At 69.5% G+C, this 17777-nt stretch carries 16 protein-coding genes and 1 tRNA gene; 11 read left to right on the top strand and 6 right to left on the bottom strand.

Annotation, left to right across the window (positions count from 1 at the left end; genetic code table 11):
* Positions 1–22 precede the first annotated feature (22 nt).
* Positions 23–1603 (top strand): esterase-like activity of phytase family protein, encoded by a 1581-nt coding sequence (locus tag AB0H56_RS18010; protein ID WP_357164129.1) that lies wholly within the window; start codon positions 23–25, stop codon positions 1601–1603.
* Here the strand turns inward: AB0H56_RS18010 and AB0H56_RS18005 are convergent.
* Positions 1596–2270, bottom strand: a complete 675-nt coding sequence (locus tag AB0H56_RS18005) for a DUF998 domain-containing protein (RefSeq protein WP_357164126.1) — start codon at positions 2268–2270, stop codon at positions 1596–1598. The two genes, AB0H56_RS18010 and AB0H56_RS18005, sit on opposite strands and share 8 nt — an antisense overlap.
* Positions 2271–2419: 149 nt before the next feature.
* Here AB0H56_RS18005 and AB0H56_RS18000 point away from each other — a divergent pair, with 149 nt between their 5' ends.
* Positions 2420–2545 carry a hypothetical protein gene (locus AB0H56_RS18000; protein ID WP_357164123.1) on the top strand — a complete coding sequence of 42 codons (126 nt, stop codon included), beginning with the start codon at positions 2420–2422 and terminating at the stop codon, positions 2543–2545.
* Positions 2546–2571: 26 nt separating this feature from the next.
* On the opposite strand, the gene AB0H56_RS17995 is transcribed toward AB0H56_RS18000, so the two are convergent.
* Positions 2572–3093, bottom strand: a complete 522-nt coding sequence (locus AB0H56_RS17995) for a very short patch repair endonuclease (protein ID WP_357164120.1) — start codon at positions 3091–3093, stop codon at positions 2572–2574.
* Complete coding sequence (gene dcm, locus AB0H56_RS17990) at positions 3090–4223, bottom strand: DNA (cytosine-5-)-methyltransferase (RefSeq protein WP_357164512.1); 1134 nt, start codon at positions 4221–4223, stop codon at positions 3090–3092. Before dcm ends, AB0H56_RS17995 begins: the two co-directional genes overlap by 4 nt.
* A 249-nt stretch (positions 4224–4472) precedes the next feature.
* Here dcm and AB0H56_RS17985 point away from each other — a divergent pair, with 249 nt between their 5' ends.
* Genes AB0H56_RS17985 through AB0H56_RS17975 form a run of 3 tightly spaced genes read left to right on the top strand, consistent with a single transcriptional unit; the run spans position 4473 to position 8813 of the window.
* On the top strand, positions 4473–6305 hold the full coding sequence (locus AB0H56_RS17985) for an ABC transporter ATP-binding protein (protein WP_357164117.1): 1833 nt from the start codon (positions 4473–4475) through the stop codon (positions 6303–6305).
* The gene (locus AB0H56_RS17980; RefSeq protein ID WP_357164114.1) at positions 6302–8146 is read left to right on the top strand and encodes an ABC transporter ATP-binding protein; all 1845 of its coding nucleotides are present in this window, start codon (positions 6302–6304) and stop codon (positions 8144–8146) included. The genes AB0H56_RS17985 and AB0H56_RS17980 overlap by 4 nt, the downstream gene beginning before the upstream one ends.
* Positions 8147–8195: 49 nt before the next feature.
* A complete protein-coding gene (locus AB0H56_RS17975; RefSeq protein ID WP_357164112.1) occupies positions 8196–8813 on the top strand; it encodes a putative glycolipid-binding domain-containing protein in 618 nt (205 codons plus the stop codon).
* A gap of 196 nt (positions 8814–9009) precedes the next feature.
* Here AB0H56_RS17975 and AB0H56_RS17970 read toward each other — a convergent pair whose 3' ends face one another.
* Entirely contained in the window at positions 9010–9957 is a 948-nt protein-coding gene (locus AB0H56_RS17970) for a prephenate dehydrogenase (RefSeq protein WP_357164109.1), read from the bottom strand.
* 58 nt (positions 9958–10015) lie between these two features.
* Here AB0H56_RS17970 and AB0H56_RS17965 point away from each other — a divergent pair, with 58 nt between their 5' ends.
* The 4 genes from AB0H56_RS17965 (at position 10016) to AB0H56_RS17950 (ending at position 11516) form a co-directional block, all read left to right on the top strand.
* A complete protein-coding gene (locus tag AB0H56_RS17965) occupies positions 10016–10555 on the top strand; it encodes a tRNA adenosine deaminase-associated protein (protein ID WP_110038132.1) in 540 nt (179 codons plus the stop codon).
* Positions 10556–10566: 11 nt separating this feature from the next.
* Positions 10567–11001 carry a nucleoside deaminase gene (locus AB0H56_RS17960; RefSeq protein WP_233001638.1) on the top strand — a complete coding sequence of 145 codons (435 nt, stop codon included), beginning with the start codon at positions 10567–10569 and terminating at the stop codon, positions 10999–11001.
* 46 nt (positions 11002–11047) lie between these two features.
* A tRNA-Ser gene (locus tag AB0H56_RS17955) sits at positions 11048–11138 on the top strand.
* A gap of 129 nt (positions 11139–11267) precedes the next feature.
* A complete protein-coding gene (locus tag AB0H56_RS17950; RefSeq protein ID WP_308633185.1) occupies positions 11268–11516 on the top strand; it encodes a hypothetical protein in 249 nt (82 codons plus the stop codon).
* Between the two features lie 120 nt (positions 11517–11636).
* On the opposite strand, the gene AB0H56_RS17945 is transcribed toward AB0H56_RS17950, so the two are convergent.
* Complete coding sequence (locus tag AB0H56_RS17945) at positions 11637–13925, bottom strand: MMPL family transporter (RefSeq protein ID WP_357164105.1); 2289 nt, start codon at positions 13923–13925, stop codon at positions 11637–11639.
* 144 nt (positions 13926–14069) lie between these two features.
* Positions 14070–16364 carry an MMPL family transporter gene (locus tag AB0H56_RS17940; RefSeq protein ID WP_357164102.1) on the bottom strand — a complete coding sequence of 765 codons (2295 nt, stop codon included), beginning with the start codon at positions 16362–16364 and terminating at the stop codon, positions 14070–14072.
* A 200-nt stretch (positions 16365–16564) separates the two neighbouring features.
* On the opposite strand from AB0H56_RS17940, the gene AB0H56_RS17935 reads away from it, so the two are divergent.
* Complete coding sequence (locus AB0H56_RS17935; RefSeq protein WP_357164099.1) at positions 16565–17161, top strand: TetR/AcrR family transcriptional regulator; 597 nt, start codon at positions 16565–16567, stop codon at positions 17159–17161.
* 62 nt (positions 17162–17223) lie between these two features.
* On the top strand, positions 17224–17700 hold the full coding sequence (locus AB0H56_RS17930) for an Rrf2 family transcriptional regulator (protein ID WP_357164096.1): 477 nt from the start codon (positions 17224–17226) through the stop codon (positions 17698–17700).
* Positions 17701–17777 lie beyond the last annotated feature (77 nt).

Here is a 17777-nt window from a genome sequence, read left to right as displayed (position 1 = left end):
CTTGGCGCGGTACCCATGCCAGATGAACGCACGTCCAGGTATCCGTCTGCTCCCGCTCACCGCCGTGCTCTGCGCGGCCGCCGTCGCCGCGGGCTGCTCCACGCCCGGCTCCGACGCCGACTTCACCGTCGGCAAGGACCAGACCCTGGTCATCTCGCTCGACGACCTGGTGGCCAAGACGGGTAAGAGCGCGGTGCTCGGCGTGGATCTGGAACCCGAGCACGGCAACCTGACCAGGCGCCTCGACGGGTCCTACGAGTACACCCCGGTCGCCGGCTACCGCGGGCTCGACCAGTTCAAGGTCACCACCACCGACGCGGTTCGGCTGTACACCACCGACATCCCGGCGCTGGGCGAATACGGCGGCACCACGGTTCAGGGCAGCGGCTTCGGGTCGGCCTGGACACCGGTGCCGGGCAGCGCGGACGAGTTCTACGGGCTCACCGACCGCGGCCCCAATGTCGACGGCCCGGCCAAGAACGAAAAGCTCGCGCCCACTCCGGCATTCGTGCCCAAGATCGGGCGCTTCAAGCTCGTCGACAACCGGGCGGTGCTGCAGTCGAGCATCGAGCTGCGCACCAAGGCGGGCGTGCCGTTCAACGGCCAGGTCGACATCTCGGCCTCCACCGGCGAGACCATCAAGGATCTGCAGGGCACTGTCCTGCCGCCGACCGATCACGGCCTCGACCCGGAGGGGCTGGTCGCGCTCGCCGACGGCACCTTCTGGGTGTCCGACGAATACGGCCCGTTCCTGGTGCACTTCGCCGCCGACGGCACCGAGCTCGAGCGTCTCTCGCCCGGCAACGGCCTGCCGAAGGAGATCGCGCTGCGCTCGCCGAACCAGGGTATGGAGGGACTCACCATCACGCCCGACGGCAACACGCTGGTCGGGATGGTGCAGAGCGCGCTCAACACCCCCGGCCTGAGCGGCTCGGCCAAGGAGGTGCCGTTCGCGCGGATCGTCACCGTCGATCTGAAGACCAAGGCGCAGAAGGAGTTCCTCTACCCGCTGGAGAACCCGAAGCAGAACAAGGTCGCTGTCTCGGAGATCACCGCGCTGAGCGCCACCACCTTCCTGGTCGACGAGCGCGACGGCAACCTCGCGCCCGAGTCGAACAAGAAGATCTGGACCATCGACATCGCGGGTGCCACCGACGTGGGCCCGCAGTCGAGCGTGCCCGGCGCCACCTATGACGCCGAGAAGGGCGGCCTGCAGATCGAGGGCAAGCCGCTGGAGACGTTCGTCGGCGTCACCCCGACGGCCGACGCGGTCGCCGCGCTGACCAAGGCGGGCATCACCCCCGTCGCCAAGAACGGCAACCTCGACCTGTCCGCGCTGCTCGTCGCGCTCGACGCGAAGGGCCGATTCTTCGGCCACGACAAGATCGAGGGCATCGCCACCACCGACGGCGGCAAGACGATCTACATCGCCAACGACAGCGACTTCGGCCTGGCCGCGAGCCAGGGCGAGCAGCCGCCGTTCGGGCTGAAGCCCAAGACACTGGCCAACGGACTGCAGGACACCGGGGAGATCCTGGCGGTCGACACCACCAAGCTGCCCGCCGCCGTCGACGGCTACACCGTGCGGATCTCGGTCAACTAGTCCACTCGCGGGTTTCCACGAGCACGGCGGCGGCCAGCGCGAGCAACCACAGCGACATCGATCCGACCTGCACCCGCTGGGCGATGCCGAGCGCGTACGACCCGGACAGGTTGTCGGCGACCAGCATCCAGATGGTCGATGCCGATCCGGTGACGAGCACGACGACACCGAACTCGCGCAGGATCCGCCAGCGGTGATAGCGGTAGGCGGCGGCGCTGAAGGCGAACGCCGCCACCGCGATGGCGGTGACGGCGAGCGTGCTGGTCAGCGCGTGCGGCTGGCGCAGCTGCGGGATCAGGCCGGTGCCGCAGCCGCTGTCGGCCGCGCCGCAGTCGCGCAAGGGGAACATGGCGTCGGCGATCGTTGCGGCGCCGAAGCAGGCCAGCGCGATCCAGCCGACCGTGGTGAGGCGCCTGCGCCGGAACAACAGCAGCCCGCCGAGGGCCGCGGGGATCAATAGCAGGCCGACCACCTTGTCCGCCGTGGCGAACACCGCGTGGTACGGCTTGCCGCCTTCGGTGAGTTCGCTGAGGAAGGAGTCGACCGGGTCGGTGTCGATCGGCAGCACGAACTCCAGGACCCACGACGAGTAGCACAGGCCGGCGACCGCGATCGCGACGGCGATCAGCAGGGCGTAACCGCGGGTTCTCCGGGTGGGAGCTGGCACATCGACCATTGTGCTGCGCGGTGGGCGGTGTCCGGTCCATCGCCGGATCGGGCGCGTCGCGCGGCCGTCCGTGGTTTCATCACAGCGCGCACAGGTTGCTGTCAGGTTCACCGGGCAGTCTGGTGTTCGTCACCGAGCAGGAGGTCTGGATGAGCTACGCGATAGCACTGGCAGGGTTCGCCATGGTCCTGGCGATGGCGGTCTCCGGATTCGCCGCAGCCAACGCGCCGAAGTCACTGGTGCGCGTTCGGGTGCGTGCCGACCGGCGCCGCTGAGTTCGTGCCGTCGTGCCGGACCCGCGCTAGCTCCGCTTTTCCCGCCCTGAGCGGCGGGTGAGCTCACCGACCAGCGCGCCGATCCGCTCGGCGGCGGTCCGCGGGTCCTCGTGTTCCCACACCCGCACGACCTGCCAGCCCGCTTCCCGCAGCGCGGCATCGGTGGCCCGGTCCCTGGCCACATTGCCCGCCAGCTTGTCGGCCCACCACTCGGCATTGTTCTTCGGCGCGGTCGCGTGGACCGGGCAGCGATGCCAGAAGCAGCCGTCCACGTAGACGGCGAGCCGCAACCTAGGAAACACCACATCGGCGCGCCTGCGCTGGCCCTTGATCGGCGGGCGGTCGACGAAATAGCGCAGGCCCGCGCGATGCAACTCGCGGCGCAGAGCCAGTTCGGGATCGGTGTGCGCGCGGCGTTGCCGCGACATCCGCGCACTGGTCGCGGCATCGGTCACGAGCGCCTTCGCACCGCGTTTCGCGGCGGGCGGCGGCGGGTCGGCGGGCAGCGCCGGTGGCTGATCCCGGTCGTCGGCGCGCCGCGCTGTCATGCCGCCCAGCCGCCCATGCGGTCGAGGTGATCACGCACATCGTCGAGGAAGCCCGGCGGAAAGCGCAGATTGCCCATCGACGTGCGGCGCAGGAAACCGGCCGTGGCCCGCGGCGAGAGCAGACGCGGCTCGGTCAGGAAGTTCTTCAGGTCCTCGTACGGCTCGTGCACCGGCCAGGTCGACAGCGGCACACGATGCACCACGCCCGCCCTGCCCCACGCCGCGCTCGGCCACGGTGATCCGGCCCGCAGCGGTTCACCCACGGTGAGCGGCGCCGACGGGGCAACCAGCCGTTCGCCTACCCATCCCGCCATCCGCACACTGACCGCGTTGCCGACCAGCTTCCAGCGATGACCCTGCCGGACGCCGGGGACATCCAGCGCGGGTGCGGTCCAGTCCGCGTCGAAGCCCTGTAATCGCTCGCCGTCGACGATGCCGGGGGTGACGATCTCGCCGGCGGGCAGCCGGACCGCGGGCGGACTCGCGATCCCGAGACCCGAACCACCCTTCAGGGTCGGCACCGCGTTCACCGCCCAGCCGAGGCCGCGCACACCCTCGGTCCAATAGAAGCCGCACGGATCGCGGTCGGGATCGCCGTACTCGCGTGGGCCCGCGTCGTCACCGAACAGCACCTCGCGCGGATCCTCGGTGCGCGAGGCCAGCATCAGCACCCGCTGGCGCCGCTGCGGCAAGCCGAACGCGCGCCCGTCGACGACGCGATAGGCCCACTGGTATCCGAGCTCCTCCAGCGCGCCGGTGATGTGCCGCATGGCCTCGCCACGACCGAGCTGCAGCATGAACGGGACGTTCTCGATCAGCAGCCAGCGCGGCCCGCGTTGCCGTTTGACCAGCCGGAACACCTCTTCGACCAAACCGGAACGGCGGCCGGTGATGCCTGCGGTGCGGCCCGCCTGGGACAGGTCCTGGCACGGGAAGCCCGCGGCGACCAGCTCGGTGCCCCCCGGGAGCGAGCGCAACTTGGTGATGTCGCCGTGCAGCGCGGTGCCGGGGAAGCGCGCGGCGAGCACACCCTGGGCGCCGGGATCGATCTCACACAGCAGCTCGGTCGACCAGCCGTGTGCGCCGAGGCCGAGTTCGAGTCCGCCGATTCCGGCGAACAGCCCGACCATCCGCGTCAACGGCCCTCCTGTGTCGTGGGGACATGCTGTCCGGCTACTCGCGCCTGCGGCGCATTCTATCGGCCGCTGATCAGCAGGCCCGCCGCGAACCGGCGACGCCGGGTCCGCCGGAAAATCAGTGGCTCGCGAGGGTGCTTCGGTGGGACTGTAGGAGATGCCGACTTGTCGGACCCCGGTGCGAACATCACCTGGCGTCCGTTCCGGAAACCAACCATCCACCGGACACCAAGGGGGAGAGTCTTGTCTGTCACTTTGGAGCTGGCGGCCACCGATGCGGAGGCCGACAGATCGGGGCGGCCCGCGCCGCGGTCCAGCGCGGGATTGCGATCGCTGCGGCGATTCCTGCCCTTCCTGCGGCCCTATCGGGCGCCGTTGATCGCGGCCAACGTGCTGGCGATCGTCACCTCGAGCACGGCCATCGTGATCCCGCTGGTGATCGCGCGGGTGGTCGACGGCCCGATCGCGCGGCGGGATTTCGCCGCCCTGCTGGCGCCGGTCGCGCTGATCTTCGTGCTCGGCGCGATGGAATCGTTCGGCATGTGGGGGCGGCGGTGGCTGGTGTCCAAGCCGTCGACGCTGTTCGAGATCCGGATGCGCGCCAAGCTTTTCGCGCAGCTGCAGGCCTTGGCGATCGGGCGGCACGACGGCTGGCAGTCGGGCCAGCTGCTCTCGCGCGCGATCGACGATCTCGCCGTGCTGCGCCGGTTCGTCGCCTTCGCCGGGCCCTTCCTGATCGTCAACGGAGTGCTGCTGCCGATCGGCCTCGCCGCGCTGTTCGTGATGAATTGGCAAGTGGGCCTGATCTTCACGGTGGTCTCGCTGCCGCTCACCGTCGTGTGCGCGCGGTTCGTGCGCCGCTTCGAAGTGGCCTCGCGCCGCTCGCAGGACCAGGCGGGCGACCTCGCGACCATCGCGCAGGAATCGGCGCAGGGTGTGCGGGTGCTCAAGGCGCTCGGGCGCGGCGCGTTCTTCGGCGCGCGCTTCACCGCGCTCTCGCGGGAACTGCAGCGGACCGAACTGGAGAAGGTGCGCCTGGACGCCACGCTGTGGGCGTCGCTGGTCGCGCTGCCAACGGTCGCGATCGCGGTGTCGCTCGGGGTGGGTGGCCACGCGGTCGCGCAGGGCACGATGACGATGGGCACGCTCGTCGCGAGCATCACGCTGGCGACCTTTCTGCAGTGGCCGATCATCTGGATGGGCTTCCTGCTCTCGGAACTGTTCGAGGCGCGCACCGCGGCCGACCGCTACTGGGAGATCATCGACACCCCGCTCGACATCACCGACCCGCCGCAGCCGGTGGACCTGCCCGCCGCGCCGCGCGGTGAGCTGGTCATCGACCATGTCCGCTTCGCCTACCCGACCGGGGAGGACGGCGCGGACAAGGCGGTGCTGGAGGACATCTCGCTGCGGATCCGGCCGGGCGAGACGGTGGCGCTGGTCGGCGCGACCGGCAGCGGCAAGACCGCGCTGCTCGAACTCGTGCCCCGGCTCTACGACGTGGACTCCGGCCGCATCACCATCGACGGCATCGACATCGCCACGCTGCGCCTGGCCGACCTGCGCCGGATCGTGACGGTGGCCTTCGAGGAGCCGGTGCTGTTCTCGGCCAGCGTCCGCGAGAACGTGGCACTCGGCGACCCGCGCGCCACCGACGCCGATGTGCGCCAGGCGCTCGACATCGCGCAGGCGAGCGAGTTCGTCGACGCGCTGCCGTGGGGTCTGGACACCAGGATCGGTGAGCAGGGCATGAGCCTGTCGGGCGGCCAGCGACAGCGTCTCGCGCTGGCCAGGGCCGTGCTCACCGGCGAGACGGCCGCTCAGCACGGCCGGATCATGGTGCTCGACGATCCGCTCTCCGCGCTGGACGTGGAAACCGAAGAGCGCGTGCAGGATCGGCTGCGCACCGTGCTCTCCGGCGCCACCACCCTGCTGGTCGCGCACCGGCCGTCCACCGCCGCGCTGGCCGACCGGGTCGCCCTGCTCGCCGACGGCCGCATCGTCGCCGAGGGCACACACGAGAAGCTGCTGCGCTCCAACAGCCGCTACCGCGAACTGATGGGAGGTGAATCATGAGCACCGACACCGCGACCAAGGCCGCGCCGGAACAGGCGGCCGACTGGCGTGGCATCGCCAAGGAGGACGACGCCGTCACCGGCACCGGAAACCTGGTGCTGGCCGGGCGTTCCCGGCGGCTGCTGCTCGACCTGGTGCGGCCCTACCGCAAGCAGGCGATCCTCACCTTCGTCCTGATCGTGCTCGACAACGCGGCCAAGGTGTCGCTGCCGCTGTTCATCGCCTACGGCCTCGACCACGGCATCAGCCAAGGCCGCCAAGGCAATTGGACGCCGATGCTCGCGACGGTGGCCGGGTTCGTCGCGGTGACGCTGCTCTCGGGCCTGACCACCTTCCTGTTCCTGCGGGCCTCCGGCTCGCTGAGCCAGAAGGTGCTGTTCGACCTGCGGGTGCGCGCGTTCCAGCACACGCAGCGGCTGAGCGTGTCGTTCCATGAGAAGTACACCTCGGGCAAGGTCGTCACCCGGCTCACCAGCGATATCGAGACCCTCCAGGAACTGCTGGAAGGTGCGCTCAACCAGGCGTTCAGCGCGGTGCTCTCGGTGCTGACCATCGCGGTGCTGCTGGTCTGGCTCGATCCGCTGCTCGCCTCCATCGTGCTGCTCGGGTTCGTGCCGCTGGTGCTGGTCACCCGGTGGGCGCAGCGGCGTCAGCGGGCCGGGTACCGGCGCACGCGCGGAGCGATCGCGCGCGTTGTCGTGCAGTTCGTCGAGTCGATGAGCGGCATGCGCGCGGTGCAGGCGTTCCGGCGCGAGGACCGCAACCAGGAGGTCCTCGGCGCCGAGGACAGCGAGTACCAGCGGGCGACCACCACCGCGATCCGCGGCATGGGCGACTACGTCGGCCTGTCCAACTTCATCGGCAAGGTGACCACGGTGATCGTGCTGCTGGTAGGCGCCTGGCAGGTGATGGAGGGCAACCTCGCGATCGGTGTGCTCGCCGCCTACCTGCTCTACCTCGACCAGTTCTACGGCCCGCTCGACGAACTGGCCCAGGTCTTCAATTCCTATCAGTCCGCCGCGGCGGCACTGGAGAAGATCTCGGGCGTGCTCGAGGAGGAGCCGGAGGTCGCCGAGCCGGCGAAGCCGGTCGCGCTGGAGCGGGCGAGCGGTCTGGTGCGGATGGACCGGGTCTGGTTCGGCTATCACGCCGACGCGCCGGTGCTGCCGGAGTTCGACCTGGAGATCCCGGCGGGACAGGTCGTCGCGCTGGTCGGTGCGACCGGCGCGGGCAAGTCGACGCTGGCCAAGCTGCTCACCCGGTTCTACGACCCGAGCGGCGGCGCGATCACCCTGGACGGCGTCGACCTGCGCGCGCTGGCCGATCCGGAGTTGCGCAGGCACATCGTGATGGTCACCCAGGAGGCGTACCTGTTCTCGGGCACCATCGCCGACAACATCCGCCTGGGCAGGCCCGACGCCACCGATGCCGAGGTGACGGCGGCGGCACGGGCCGTGGGGCTGGACGCGTTCGTGCGGTCGCTGCCCGACGGGTACGCCACCGACGTCCGCACGCGCGGCGGCAGGCTCTCGGCCGGGCAGCGTCAGCTGGTGGCCTTCGCCAGGGTGTTCCTGGCCGACCCCGCGGTGATCGTGCTCGACGAGGCCACCTCGAGTCTGGACATCCCGGGCGAACGGCTGGTCCAGCACGCGCTGGAGACGTTGCTGCGCGGGCGGACCGCGGTGATCATCGCGCACCGGCTCTCGACGGTCGCCATCGCCGACCGGGTGCTGGTGCTCGACGCCGGACGGGTCGTCGAGGACGGCGCACCGGACGAATTGATCGCCGGGCAGGGCCGCTTCGCGGGCCTGCACGCCGCGTGGCGGGATTCGCTGGTCTGATGCCACCGTGTTGTACAGCAGCGGGGCTGGTGTCGCTTACCGTAGAGAGGTGACGACCCCAGCCCCGGGCCCAGCCGACGGCCCCACCGAGATCAAACCGGCCTCCCGGTGGCCCACGGTGCTCACCTGGCGTTCCCACGACAACACGCGGATGGAATCGGTCCGGGTGACGCTCAACGGCAACCGGATCAGGGCGGCGGGCCGAATGATCGGCAGCGGATGCGATGAGCACCCGGCCTTCAGCGCGTCGTACGACCTGGTCACCGACGAGGCGGGCGCCACCCGTCGGCTGTCGCTGCGCACCACCACGGCCGCGGGCGAGCGGCACGCCTCCATCTCCCGTGATGAGGAGAACTACTGGCTCGTCGACGCGGGCGGCAGTCACGTGCGCTCCACCTTCGCCGGCGCTCTCGACGTCGACGTGGTGCTGAGCCCGTTCTTCAATACGCTGCCGATCCGCCGGTTCGGCCTGCAGAACGCGGTCGGCGACGTGCAGGTGCCGGTCGTGTACGTGCGACTACCGGATCTGCTGGTGCAGGAGGCCGAGCTCACCTACTCGAGCGCGTCCGACGGCATCAACGTGCTCTCGCCGGTCTCGAGCGCGACGCTGACCGTCGATCCCGAGGGATTCGTGCTGGACTACCCCGGCCTCGCCGAACGCGTCTGACGCCCGAAACCGCTGGTGCGCAACGCTCTATCGCGCACCGATGGCGGCACATGCGCCGCATCTCGGGTCGCCCGGCACGACCAGGTCGCACCGCCGGCACGGCTCGGCGGAGCGGCTCGCGGTTTCTCCGAGCCCGATCCTGCTACGCCGAGCGCGGGGATGCGGCGGTTCCTCGCCGAGGGCCGCCGGCGCCCGATCACAACGCGCGCAGGACCCCGCCCTGCCGACCGGCCCGGTGCAACTCGCCCAGCCATCCCTCGGCCCCCGGCGCGATGCCGGTGATGTCCCAGCGCGTACGCGCTTCGTACGCGGTGCGCCCGCGGTAACCCGCCTCGACAACCTCGCCGAGGGTGCCGTCTGCCGCCAGCGCGTCGCGCGCGGTGACCAGGGCGGCGATCGTTTCGTCGAGCACCTGCAGGAGCGCGGCGGCGTTCGGTTCGCAGATGGCGCGCACCAGGTCCGGCGCGGTACCGGCGACGCGGGTTCCGTCGCGGAACGAACCAGCGGCCAGCCCGAGCGCCAGGTCACCACCGGCCGCGCCGGCCGCGGCCAGCGCTTCGGCCAGCACGTGCGGCAGATGCGAGATCCGGGCGACGGCCTGGTCGTGCTCGCCGGCCACCACCGGAACCACCACCGACCCGCAGTCAAGCGCCAGTCGCACCACCCGTTCCCACGGCTCGACGCCGGTGCCCTCGTCGACGCCGACCGCCCATACCGCGTCACGGAACAGCTCGGAATCGGTTGCGGACCATCCTGATTCGGACGTCCCTGCCATCGGATGGCCGCCGACGAAGCGAGCCGCCAACCCCTGCGCACGCACCGCGTCCAGGACCGGGCGCTTGATGCTCACCACATCGGTCAGCGCGCACTCCGGCGCCAGCGCGGCGATCTCGGTCAGGATCGGTGCGATCGCGGGCATCGGCACCGCGAGCACCAGCAACGCATTCTCGGCCGCGGCCCGGCGCAGCACCGCGCCGAGCTCGGTCGACACGTCGAAACCGTCGCGGCGCGCCGCCTCCGCACCCGCGGCCGATCGGTTGTAGCCGAACGCCGGATACCCCGCCGCGACGGCGGCGCGCAGCAGTGAGCCGCCGATCAAACCGGTTCCGAGGACGCAGACAGGCGCACGCTGGGTGAGGGACATCGGAACAGATTGGCACACGAGTTCATCATTGCGGGCGGGACAGACTACCGTTTGGTCCATGGCAGCACAGCGCTCGGGCTCGAACAGGGCGACGTCGGACGACGACTACGACGTCGAGGGGTTCGCCGTCGCGGTGGTCCGCGAAGAAGGTACGTGGCAATGCAGTCCACTGAGCCACGACGCCCTCGTCGACCTGTCCGTCGCCGAGACCGAATTGAAGGCATTGCGCAGCTCCGGGGCGGTATTCGGGCTGCTCGACGTCGATGACGAATTCTTCATCGTGGTGCGCCCCGCGCCGAGCGGCACCCGCCTGCTCATCTCGGACGCGACCGCCGCGATCGACTACGACATCGCCGCCGACGCCCTCGACGCGCTCAACGTCGAGATTCCCGACATCGACCCCGACGAGCTCGACGACATCGAACCGTGGGAAGAGGGCGACCTCGGCGTGCTCGCCGATCTCGGCCTGCCCGAGCCTGTGCTCAGCGTCATCCTGGCCGAGACCGACCTCTACCCCGACGAGCAGCTCGGCATGATCGCCCAGCGGCTCGGGTTCGCCTCCGAATTCGCGGCGGTCCTGGACAAACTGCCTCGGTGACCGACGAGGACATGCTGCGCGCCGCGATCGCGGCCGCCGCCGACGCCGACCCGCGCGATGTGCCGGTCGGCGCCGTCGTCTTCGACGCCGAGGGGCGCGAGCTCGCGCGCGCGACCAATGCCAGGGAGGCACTGGGCGATCCGACCGCGCACGCCGAGGTCCTCGCCCTGCGCGCCGCGGCCGCCGTCCACGGTGACGGCTGGCGGCTGGAGGGCGCGACGCTGGCGGTCACGCTCGAGCCGTGCACCATGTGCGCGGGCGCGCTGGTGCTGGCCAGGGTCGGCAAGGTGGTGTTCGGCGCGTGGGAGCCCAAGACCGGCGCCGTCGGCTCGCTCTGGGACGTGGTTCGCGACCGTCGCCTCAACCACCGGCCCGAGGTGCGGGGCGGAATCCTCGAAGCCGAGTGCGTCGCCCTGCTGGACGAATTCTTCCGAACCCAGCGCTGACCAGCCGATTTAACGATCGGGGACCCACTCCGGTATCGTAGGCGGCGGTGGCGTGTCCGAGCGGCCTAAGGAGCACGCCTCGAAAGCGTGTGACGGGTAACCCCCGTCCGAGGGTTCAAATCCCTCCGCCACCGCCACGGAGCCCCTCACCTGATATGCCAGGTGAGGGGCTCTTTTTCGTCGGCTGTTCACTCGGTACGGCCCTTCCCACCGGGGCGGGACGTAATAGACTGGTAGTACCGAAATCCGGGAAGGAACGATGTCATATGCGCGGGCGACAGCCGCCACCCGCGAAGTCCGGGATCGGGCTCGGGGGGAAGCTCATGGTTCTCGTCGTCCTCGGCTGGGTGGCCGTGGGGCTGCTGGCCGCGGGTCAGCGACACTACTTCGCGTCACTGCCCAAGGAATGCTCGGCCTGGGCGACGATCGCGGTCACCGCCGCCGCGGGTCCGGCCAACTACATCGGCCTGAACCCGCGGGTCAGCGAGTGCGAGGTACCGCAACCCAGTCAGTGACATGGCGGCTGGCGCCGCGGGGTTTCCGGCCCCTTGTGCCTCGGAGCCGAGGGGCGATACTGCGCCTTCGGCGGTACGTCTCGCCCCTCGGCTCCGAGGCGGCCGGAAACCCGGTAGTGGTCAGGTACGCGCGGGTTCCGGTGTTTTGCGCTGATCCTGGAGTTCGCGGAGCCGGGCGCCCTCGACGTCGATGTCGGGAACGATCTTGTCGAGCCAGGCCGGTATCCACCATGCCCATTTGCCGAGCAGCACCAGCAGCGCGGGGATGAGCACCATGCGGACGACGAAGGCGTCCAGCGCGACGCCCGCCGCGAGCGCGAAGCCCATGGACTTGGCCGTCACGTCGGTCTCGAGCAGGAACGAGCCGAACACCGAGATCATGATGATCGCCGCGGAGGTCACCACGCGCGCGCCGTGGTGATAGCCCTTGACCACCGCGTCGGTGGGGGAGGCGCCGTGCACGTACTCCTCGCGCATGCGGGTCACCAGGAACACCTGGTAGTCCATGGCCAGGCCGAACACCAAGCCGATCAACATGATCGGCAGGAAGCTGACCAGTGGATGCGGGTCCTGGATGAGCCCGAGCTTGCCCTCCTGGAAGATCAGCACGGTCGCGCCGAAGGTGGCCGCCATGGACAGCAGGAAGCCCAGCGCGGCCGTGAGCGGAACCAGGATCGAGCGGAACACCAGGATCAGCAGAACGAACGCCGCGCCGGCCACGATCGCCATGTAGGGGACGATCTTGCTGAGCAGCACGTGGTCGATGTCGGCGTAGATGGCCGTGGTGCCGGTGATGCCGTACGACATCTTGTACTGCTCGTGCAGCGCGGGTTCGGCGTCGCGGGCCGACTGCACCAGATCCTTGGTCGACTGGGCGTTCGGTCCGGCGTTCGGAATGCCGTTGATCAGCGCGCCCGCGCCGTCCTCGCTCAGCTGCGCCTCGGTGACCAGCTCCATGTCCGGGTTGGCGGCGAGCTGCTCGCGCAGCGCGGCGAGCGCGGCCGGGCGCTGGTCGGCGGGGGTCTCGCTGAGGTCGACCGCGATCTGCAGCACACCGTTGCTGCCCTCGCCGAAGCCCTCGGTGCGCAGGTCGTAGGCCTTGCGCACGGTGGTCGACTCGGGCAGCGAATCCTCGCCGGGCAGGCCGAGATTCAGGTTCAGCGCGGGCGCGGCCAGCAGGCCGAGCACCACGATGGCCAGGATCATCGTCACCGCGGGCGCCTTCGCGATCACCTTCGCGACGCGCATGCCGTTGGTGACGACGCTGTCGTCCTCTGGGTCATGCTTGGCGATGCCGGGCAGCTTCGGTTTGAACAGGGCCTTGCCGAAGGCGCCGAGCAGGGCGGGCATCAGGGTGATGGCGGTGAGCACGGCGAAGGCCGCCGCGATCGCGCCGCCGAGACCCATGAAGGTCAGGAACCGCACGCCGACGATGCTCAGCCCGGCCAGCGCGATGATCACGGTGAGACCGGCGAACACCACCGCCGAGCCCGCGGTGCCGAGCGCGGTGCCCGCCGCCTCCTCCGGCGAATCCTGCACCGCCAGTTCGTGTTTGTACCTGGACACGATGAACAGCGCGTAGTCGATCGAGAGCGCGATGCCGATCATCGAGGCGAGGAACGTGGTGAAGCTGGGGATCGACAGCACCGAGGTGGACAGGAAGATCAGCGAGGTCGCCGCGCCGAGGCCGACGATCGCGGTGATGATCGGCACGAACGCCGCGACGATCGCGCCGAACGCCACGACCATCACCACCAGGGCCACCGCCATACCGATCATCTCGGACTTGCCGCTCGGCATCTCCTGTTCCATCGCGATGGTGCCGCTGATCTCGACGGTGAGTCCGGCCTGCCGGGCGGCGTCACCGACGGCGTAGGCGGCGTCGCGGTTCTCGGCGGTGATGTCGGCGAAATCCTTGATGGTGAACGGGACGCTGAAGTAGGCGACCGTGTCCGGCGCGGTCTTGTTCAGCACGTTCACCGGCGCGCCGCTGCACGTCGACGGATCCCGTTCGGCGCCGAGGCAACCCATCTCCTCGGCCTGGGCGAGCGGATTCGGGATCGGCTTGCTGTGGTCGACGATGTCGAGCTGCTCGAGCCGCCCGATCAGCGCGTCGACCGCCTCGCGGTTGGCGGGGTCGGTGAGTTTCTGCCCGGCCGGCGCGCCGACGACATAGGTGCCGGTGACGGCGTCGAAGGCGAAGGCCTCCGACATGCCGGGGAAGTGTTTGTCGAGGATCTCGGTCGCCCGTTCCGACGGCAGGTTGGGCATGCTGAAGTCGTCGGTCATCGGTTTCTGCAGCTGGGCGCCGAGGCCGCCGAGCACGAAGAAGCACAGTAACCAGACGGGGAGCACGATCCACTTGCGGCGGAAGGCCAGCTTGCCCCACCGGTACAGATAGACGGACACGGTTTTCTCCTCGGTGATCGATGCGAAGCGCGGATCGGGAGGTACAGCCGGGTCTTGCTGGTCCCGAGTCTGCCAGCCACTCTCGGAAAAAACGACGACCCCGCAATCCACCAGGGATTGCGGGGTCGTGCGAGGCGGGACCGGTCAGCCGACGGCGACCGGCTGCTTCACCGTCTCGGCGTTCTGGGCGCGCAGCTGCTCGAGCTTCGAACCCTCGACGTCGATATCGGGGATCACACGGTCGAGCCACTTCGGCATCCACCAGGACCACTTGCCCATGATGACCAGCAGCGCGGGCACCACGACCATGCGGACGATGAAGGCGTCGATCGCGACACCAGCGGCCAGCGCGAAGCCGAACGACTTCGCCGTGACGTCGGTTTCCAGGATGAACGAGCCGAACACCGAGATCATGATGATCGCCGCCGAGGTCACGACGCGGGCGCCGTGGTGGTAGCCGGCGACCATCGCGTCCTTGGGCGACTTGCCGTGCACGAATTCCTCGCGCATGCGGGTCACCAGGAACACCTGGTAGTCCATCGCGAGGCCGAACACCAAGCCGATCAGCATGATCGGCAGGAAGCTGACCAGCGGTTGCGGATCCTCGATCAGGCCGAGCCAGCCCTCCTGGAAGATCAGCACGGTCGCGCCGAAGGTGGCCGCCATCGAGAGCAGGAAGCCGAGCGCCGCGGTGAGCGGAACCAGGATCGAGCGGAACACCAGGATAAGCAGGACGAACGCGGCACCGGCGACGATGGCCAGGTACGGCACGATCTTGCTGAGCAGCACGTGGTCGACATCGGCGTAGATGGCGGTGGTGCCGGTGATGCCGTACTCCATGCCGTACTGGGCCTTCAGGTCCTGCTCGGCGCCGCGCGCCTCGGCGACCAGATCCTTGGTGGCCTGGTTGTTCGGCCCGGACTTCGGCACGCCGTTGAGCATGGCGCCCTGCTTGTTCTCACTCCACTGCGGCTCGGTGACGTAGTCCATGCCCTCGTAGGAGGCGAGCCGCTCGCGCAGCGCGCCGACGGCGGCCTCGCGCTGGCCCTCGGGCACCGCGCTCAGATCGGTGACGACCATGAGCACACCGTTGCTGCCCTCACCGAAGCCCTCGGTGCGCAGCTCGTAGGCCTTGCGCACGGTGGAGGTCTTGGGCATTGAATCCTCGCCCGGCAGGCCGAGATTCAGCCCGGCCGCGGGCGCGGCGAGCGCGCCGAGCACGACCACCGACAGGATCAGCGCCACCCACGGCGCCTTGCCGATGAGACGGCCGAAACGCTGGCCGAGGGTGACCGAGTTCTCGTCCTCGGGATCGTGCTGGGCGACCAGCGGCAGCTTCGGCTTGAACAGCGCCTTGCCGAAGGCGCCCATCAGCGCCGGCATCAGCGTGATGGCGGTGAGCACCGCGAACGCGGCGGCGATCGCGCCACCCAGACCCATGAAGGTCAGGAACTGCACGCCGACGATGCTGAGCGCGCCGAGCGCGATGATGACGGTCAGACCGGCGAACACCACGGCCGAACCGGCGGTGCCGAGCGCGGTGCCCGCGGCCTCCTCGGCCGATTCCCGCACGGCCAGTTCGTGTTTGTACCTGGACACGATGAACAGCGCGTAGTCGATCGAGAGCGCGATGCCGATCATCGAGGCCAGGAAGGTGGTGAAGCTGGGCACCTCGATCACCGAGGTACCGAGCATGATCAGCGAGGTCGCGGCGCCGAGGCCGACGATGGCGGTGACGATCGGCACGACCGCGGCGACGATGGCGCCGAAGGCCACCACCATCACGATCAGCGCGACGCCCATGCCGATCATCTCGGACTTACCGCTCGGCTGCTCCTGCTTGGCGGCGATCGAGCCGCTCATCTCCACGGTGAGCCCGGCGTTGCGGGCCTCGTCGGCGACGTCGTAGGCCTTCGCGCGCTCCTCGTCGGTCACCTCGGTGACGCCGGAGATGGTGAACGGCACGCTCAGGGTCGCGACGGTCTTCGGTTCGGTCGCGTTCAGCACGTTGAGCGGAGCACCCGAACACACCGAGGGGTCCGGGGTGGTCAGGCAGCCCATCTTCTCGGTCAGGTCGACCGGGTTCATCAGCGGCTTGTCGTGATCGACGATGTCGAGGCCGTTGAGCTTGGCGATCAGCGCATCGATCGCGGCGCGGTTGGCCGGGTCGGTGAGCTGCCTGCCCTCGGGCGCGGCGATGACGTAGGTGCCGGACACGGCGTCGAACTTGAACTGTTCGGACATGCCGGGGAAGTGCTTGTCGAGGATCTGGTTCGCGCGCTCCGAGGGGAGCGACGGCATGGAGAAGTCGTTGGTCATCGGCTTGCTGAGCGAGGCGCCGACGCCTCCGAGCAGCAGGAACAGCAAGAGCCAGACCGGTAGCACGATCCATTTACGGCGGAAAGCGAACTTTCCCCATCGGTAGAGGTATACGGACACGAGGGTGCTCCTAGCGCGAAGAACTCGGGTGGGATCAGGCTCGTAGACAGCACTCGCGGGTCACCCCTGACGACCCGCCTCCACATCGTCGTTTTCTGCCTACCGTGCGGTAGGTAGACTACCGAGGTAATAAGTGGAGAGGCAACCTCAGTTTTCGGGGCTGCGCGAGAGGCTACCCGGAGTCATGGAAGGATTGCCGCATGGCAGCGCGTGAGATCGCCGACACTGTTACCGCAGGTGGAGGCACTAAAAAGGCGATTCGTGATGCCGCGGTGCAGCTCTTCACCGCCAAGGGATTCGAGCAGTCGAGCCTGCGTGAGGTCGCCGATATGGTGGGAATCACAAAGGCCTCGCTCTACTACCACTACCCATCGAAGCTGGATCTGCTCCTCGCGATCATCGACCCGATCATCGATCACCTGCGCAGCGTCACCGAGGACATCGACGCGGTCCCCTACGACGACGAAGGCATCCGCGCCGTGCTGCGCGGCTACCTGCGCGGCATGATCCGCTACCGCGACGCCGGCGCGCTGTGTGTACGCGACACCGCCGCGATCGTCCACGCCATCGCCGATCGCTACCCCGACCTGCTGGAACCCACCAGGGGCATGCGGATCTGGCTCGCCGGCCCCGACCCGACCCCGGCGTCGCTGCTGCGCGCCGCGGCGGCCATCGAGGTGCTCGGGGTGGCGCTGCTGTCGAGCGAATTCGCCCCGGACGCGCCCGACGAGCTCGTCGAGAAGACCCTGCTCGATGCGGCGATCTGCGTGCTGACCGGCTGCGCCCATGCGTCGTGAGGGGTGGGCCCGCGCGCGGCCGCAGGCCGCCGCAGCCCGGCGCACCGCGTAAGTTCGAGGCCGTGCATATCTCCGCCAGGGTCGATTTCGCGGTGCGAACGCTGCTCGAGCTCGCCGCGGCCGACGGAGTCGTCAAGGCCGAGGCGATCGCCGCGGCCGCGCAGATCCCACCGAAGGTGCTCGAGTCCGTGCTCGCCGAGCTGCGCCGGGCCGAGCTCGTCCGCAGCAGGCGCGGGCCCGACGGTGGCTACCGGCTCGGGCGCCCGGCGACGGAGATCTCGGTGGCCGACGTGATCCGCGCCGTCGAATCCCCGCTGGCCTCGGTGCGCGGCCAGCGGCCCGAGGACGTGCGCTATCCGGGCGCGGCCGAACCCCTGCAGCGGGTGTGGATCGCGCTGCGGGTCAATATCCGGGCGGTTCTGGAGAACGTGTCGATCGCCGATGTCGCGGCCGACCAGCTGCCCGGATTCGTCGGCGAGCTGATCGCCGACCCCGGCGCGTGGGCACGACGGGAGCCGAGAACGCCGGCCGCGCCGTGAGTTGTCCACAGGTTTGAAACCATCCACAGGCGGGCAAAACACCGGGGCGTTGGCCATTCGGTCGGGGTAGCCTTCGA

The sequence above is a fragment of the Nocardia sp. NPDC050717 genome (assembly GCF_040654275.1).
Classification (GTDB): Bacteria; Actinomycetota; Actinomycetes; order Mycobacteriales; family Mycobacteriaceae; genus Nocardia.
The sequence above is the reverse complement of the archived record's forward strand: the minus strand, read 5'-3'. Positions and strand labels throughout refer to the sequence as shown.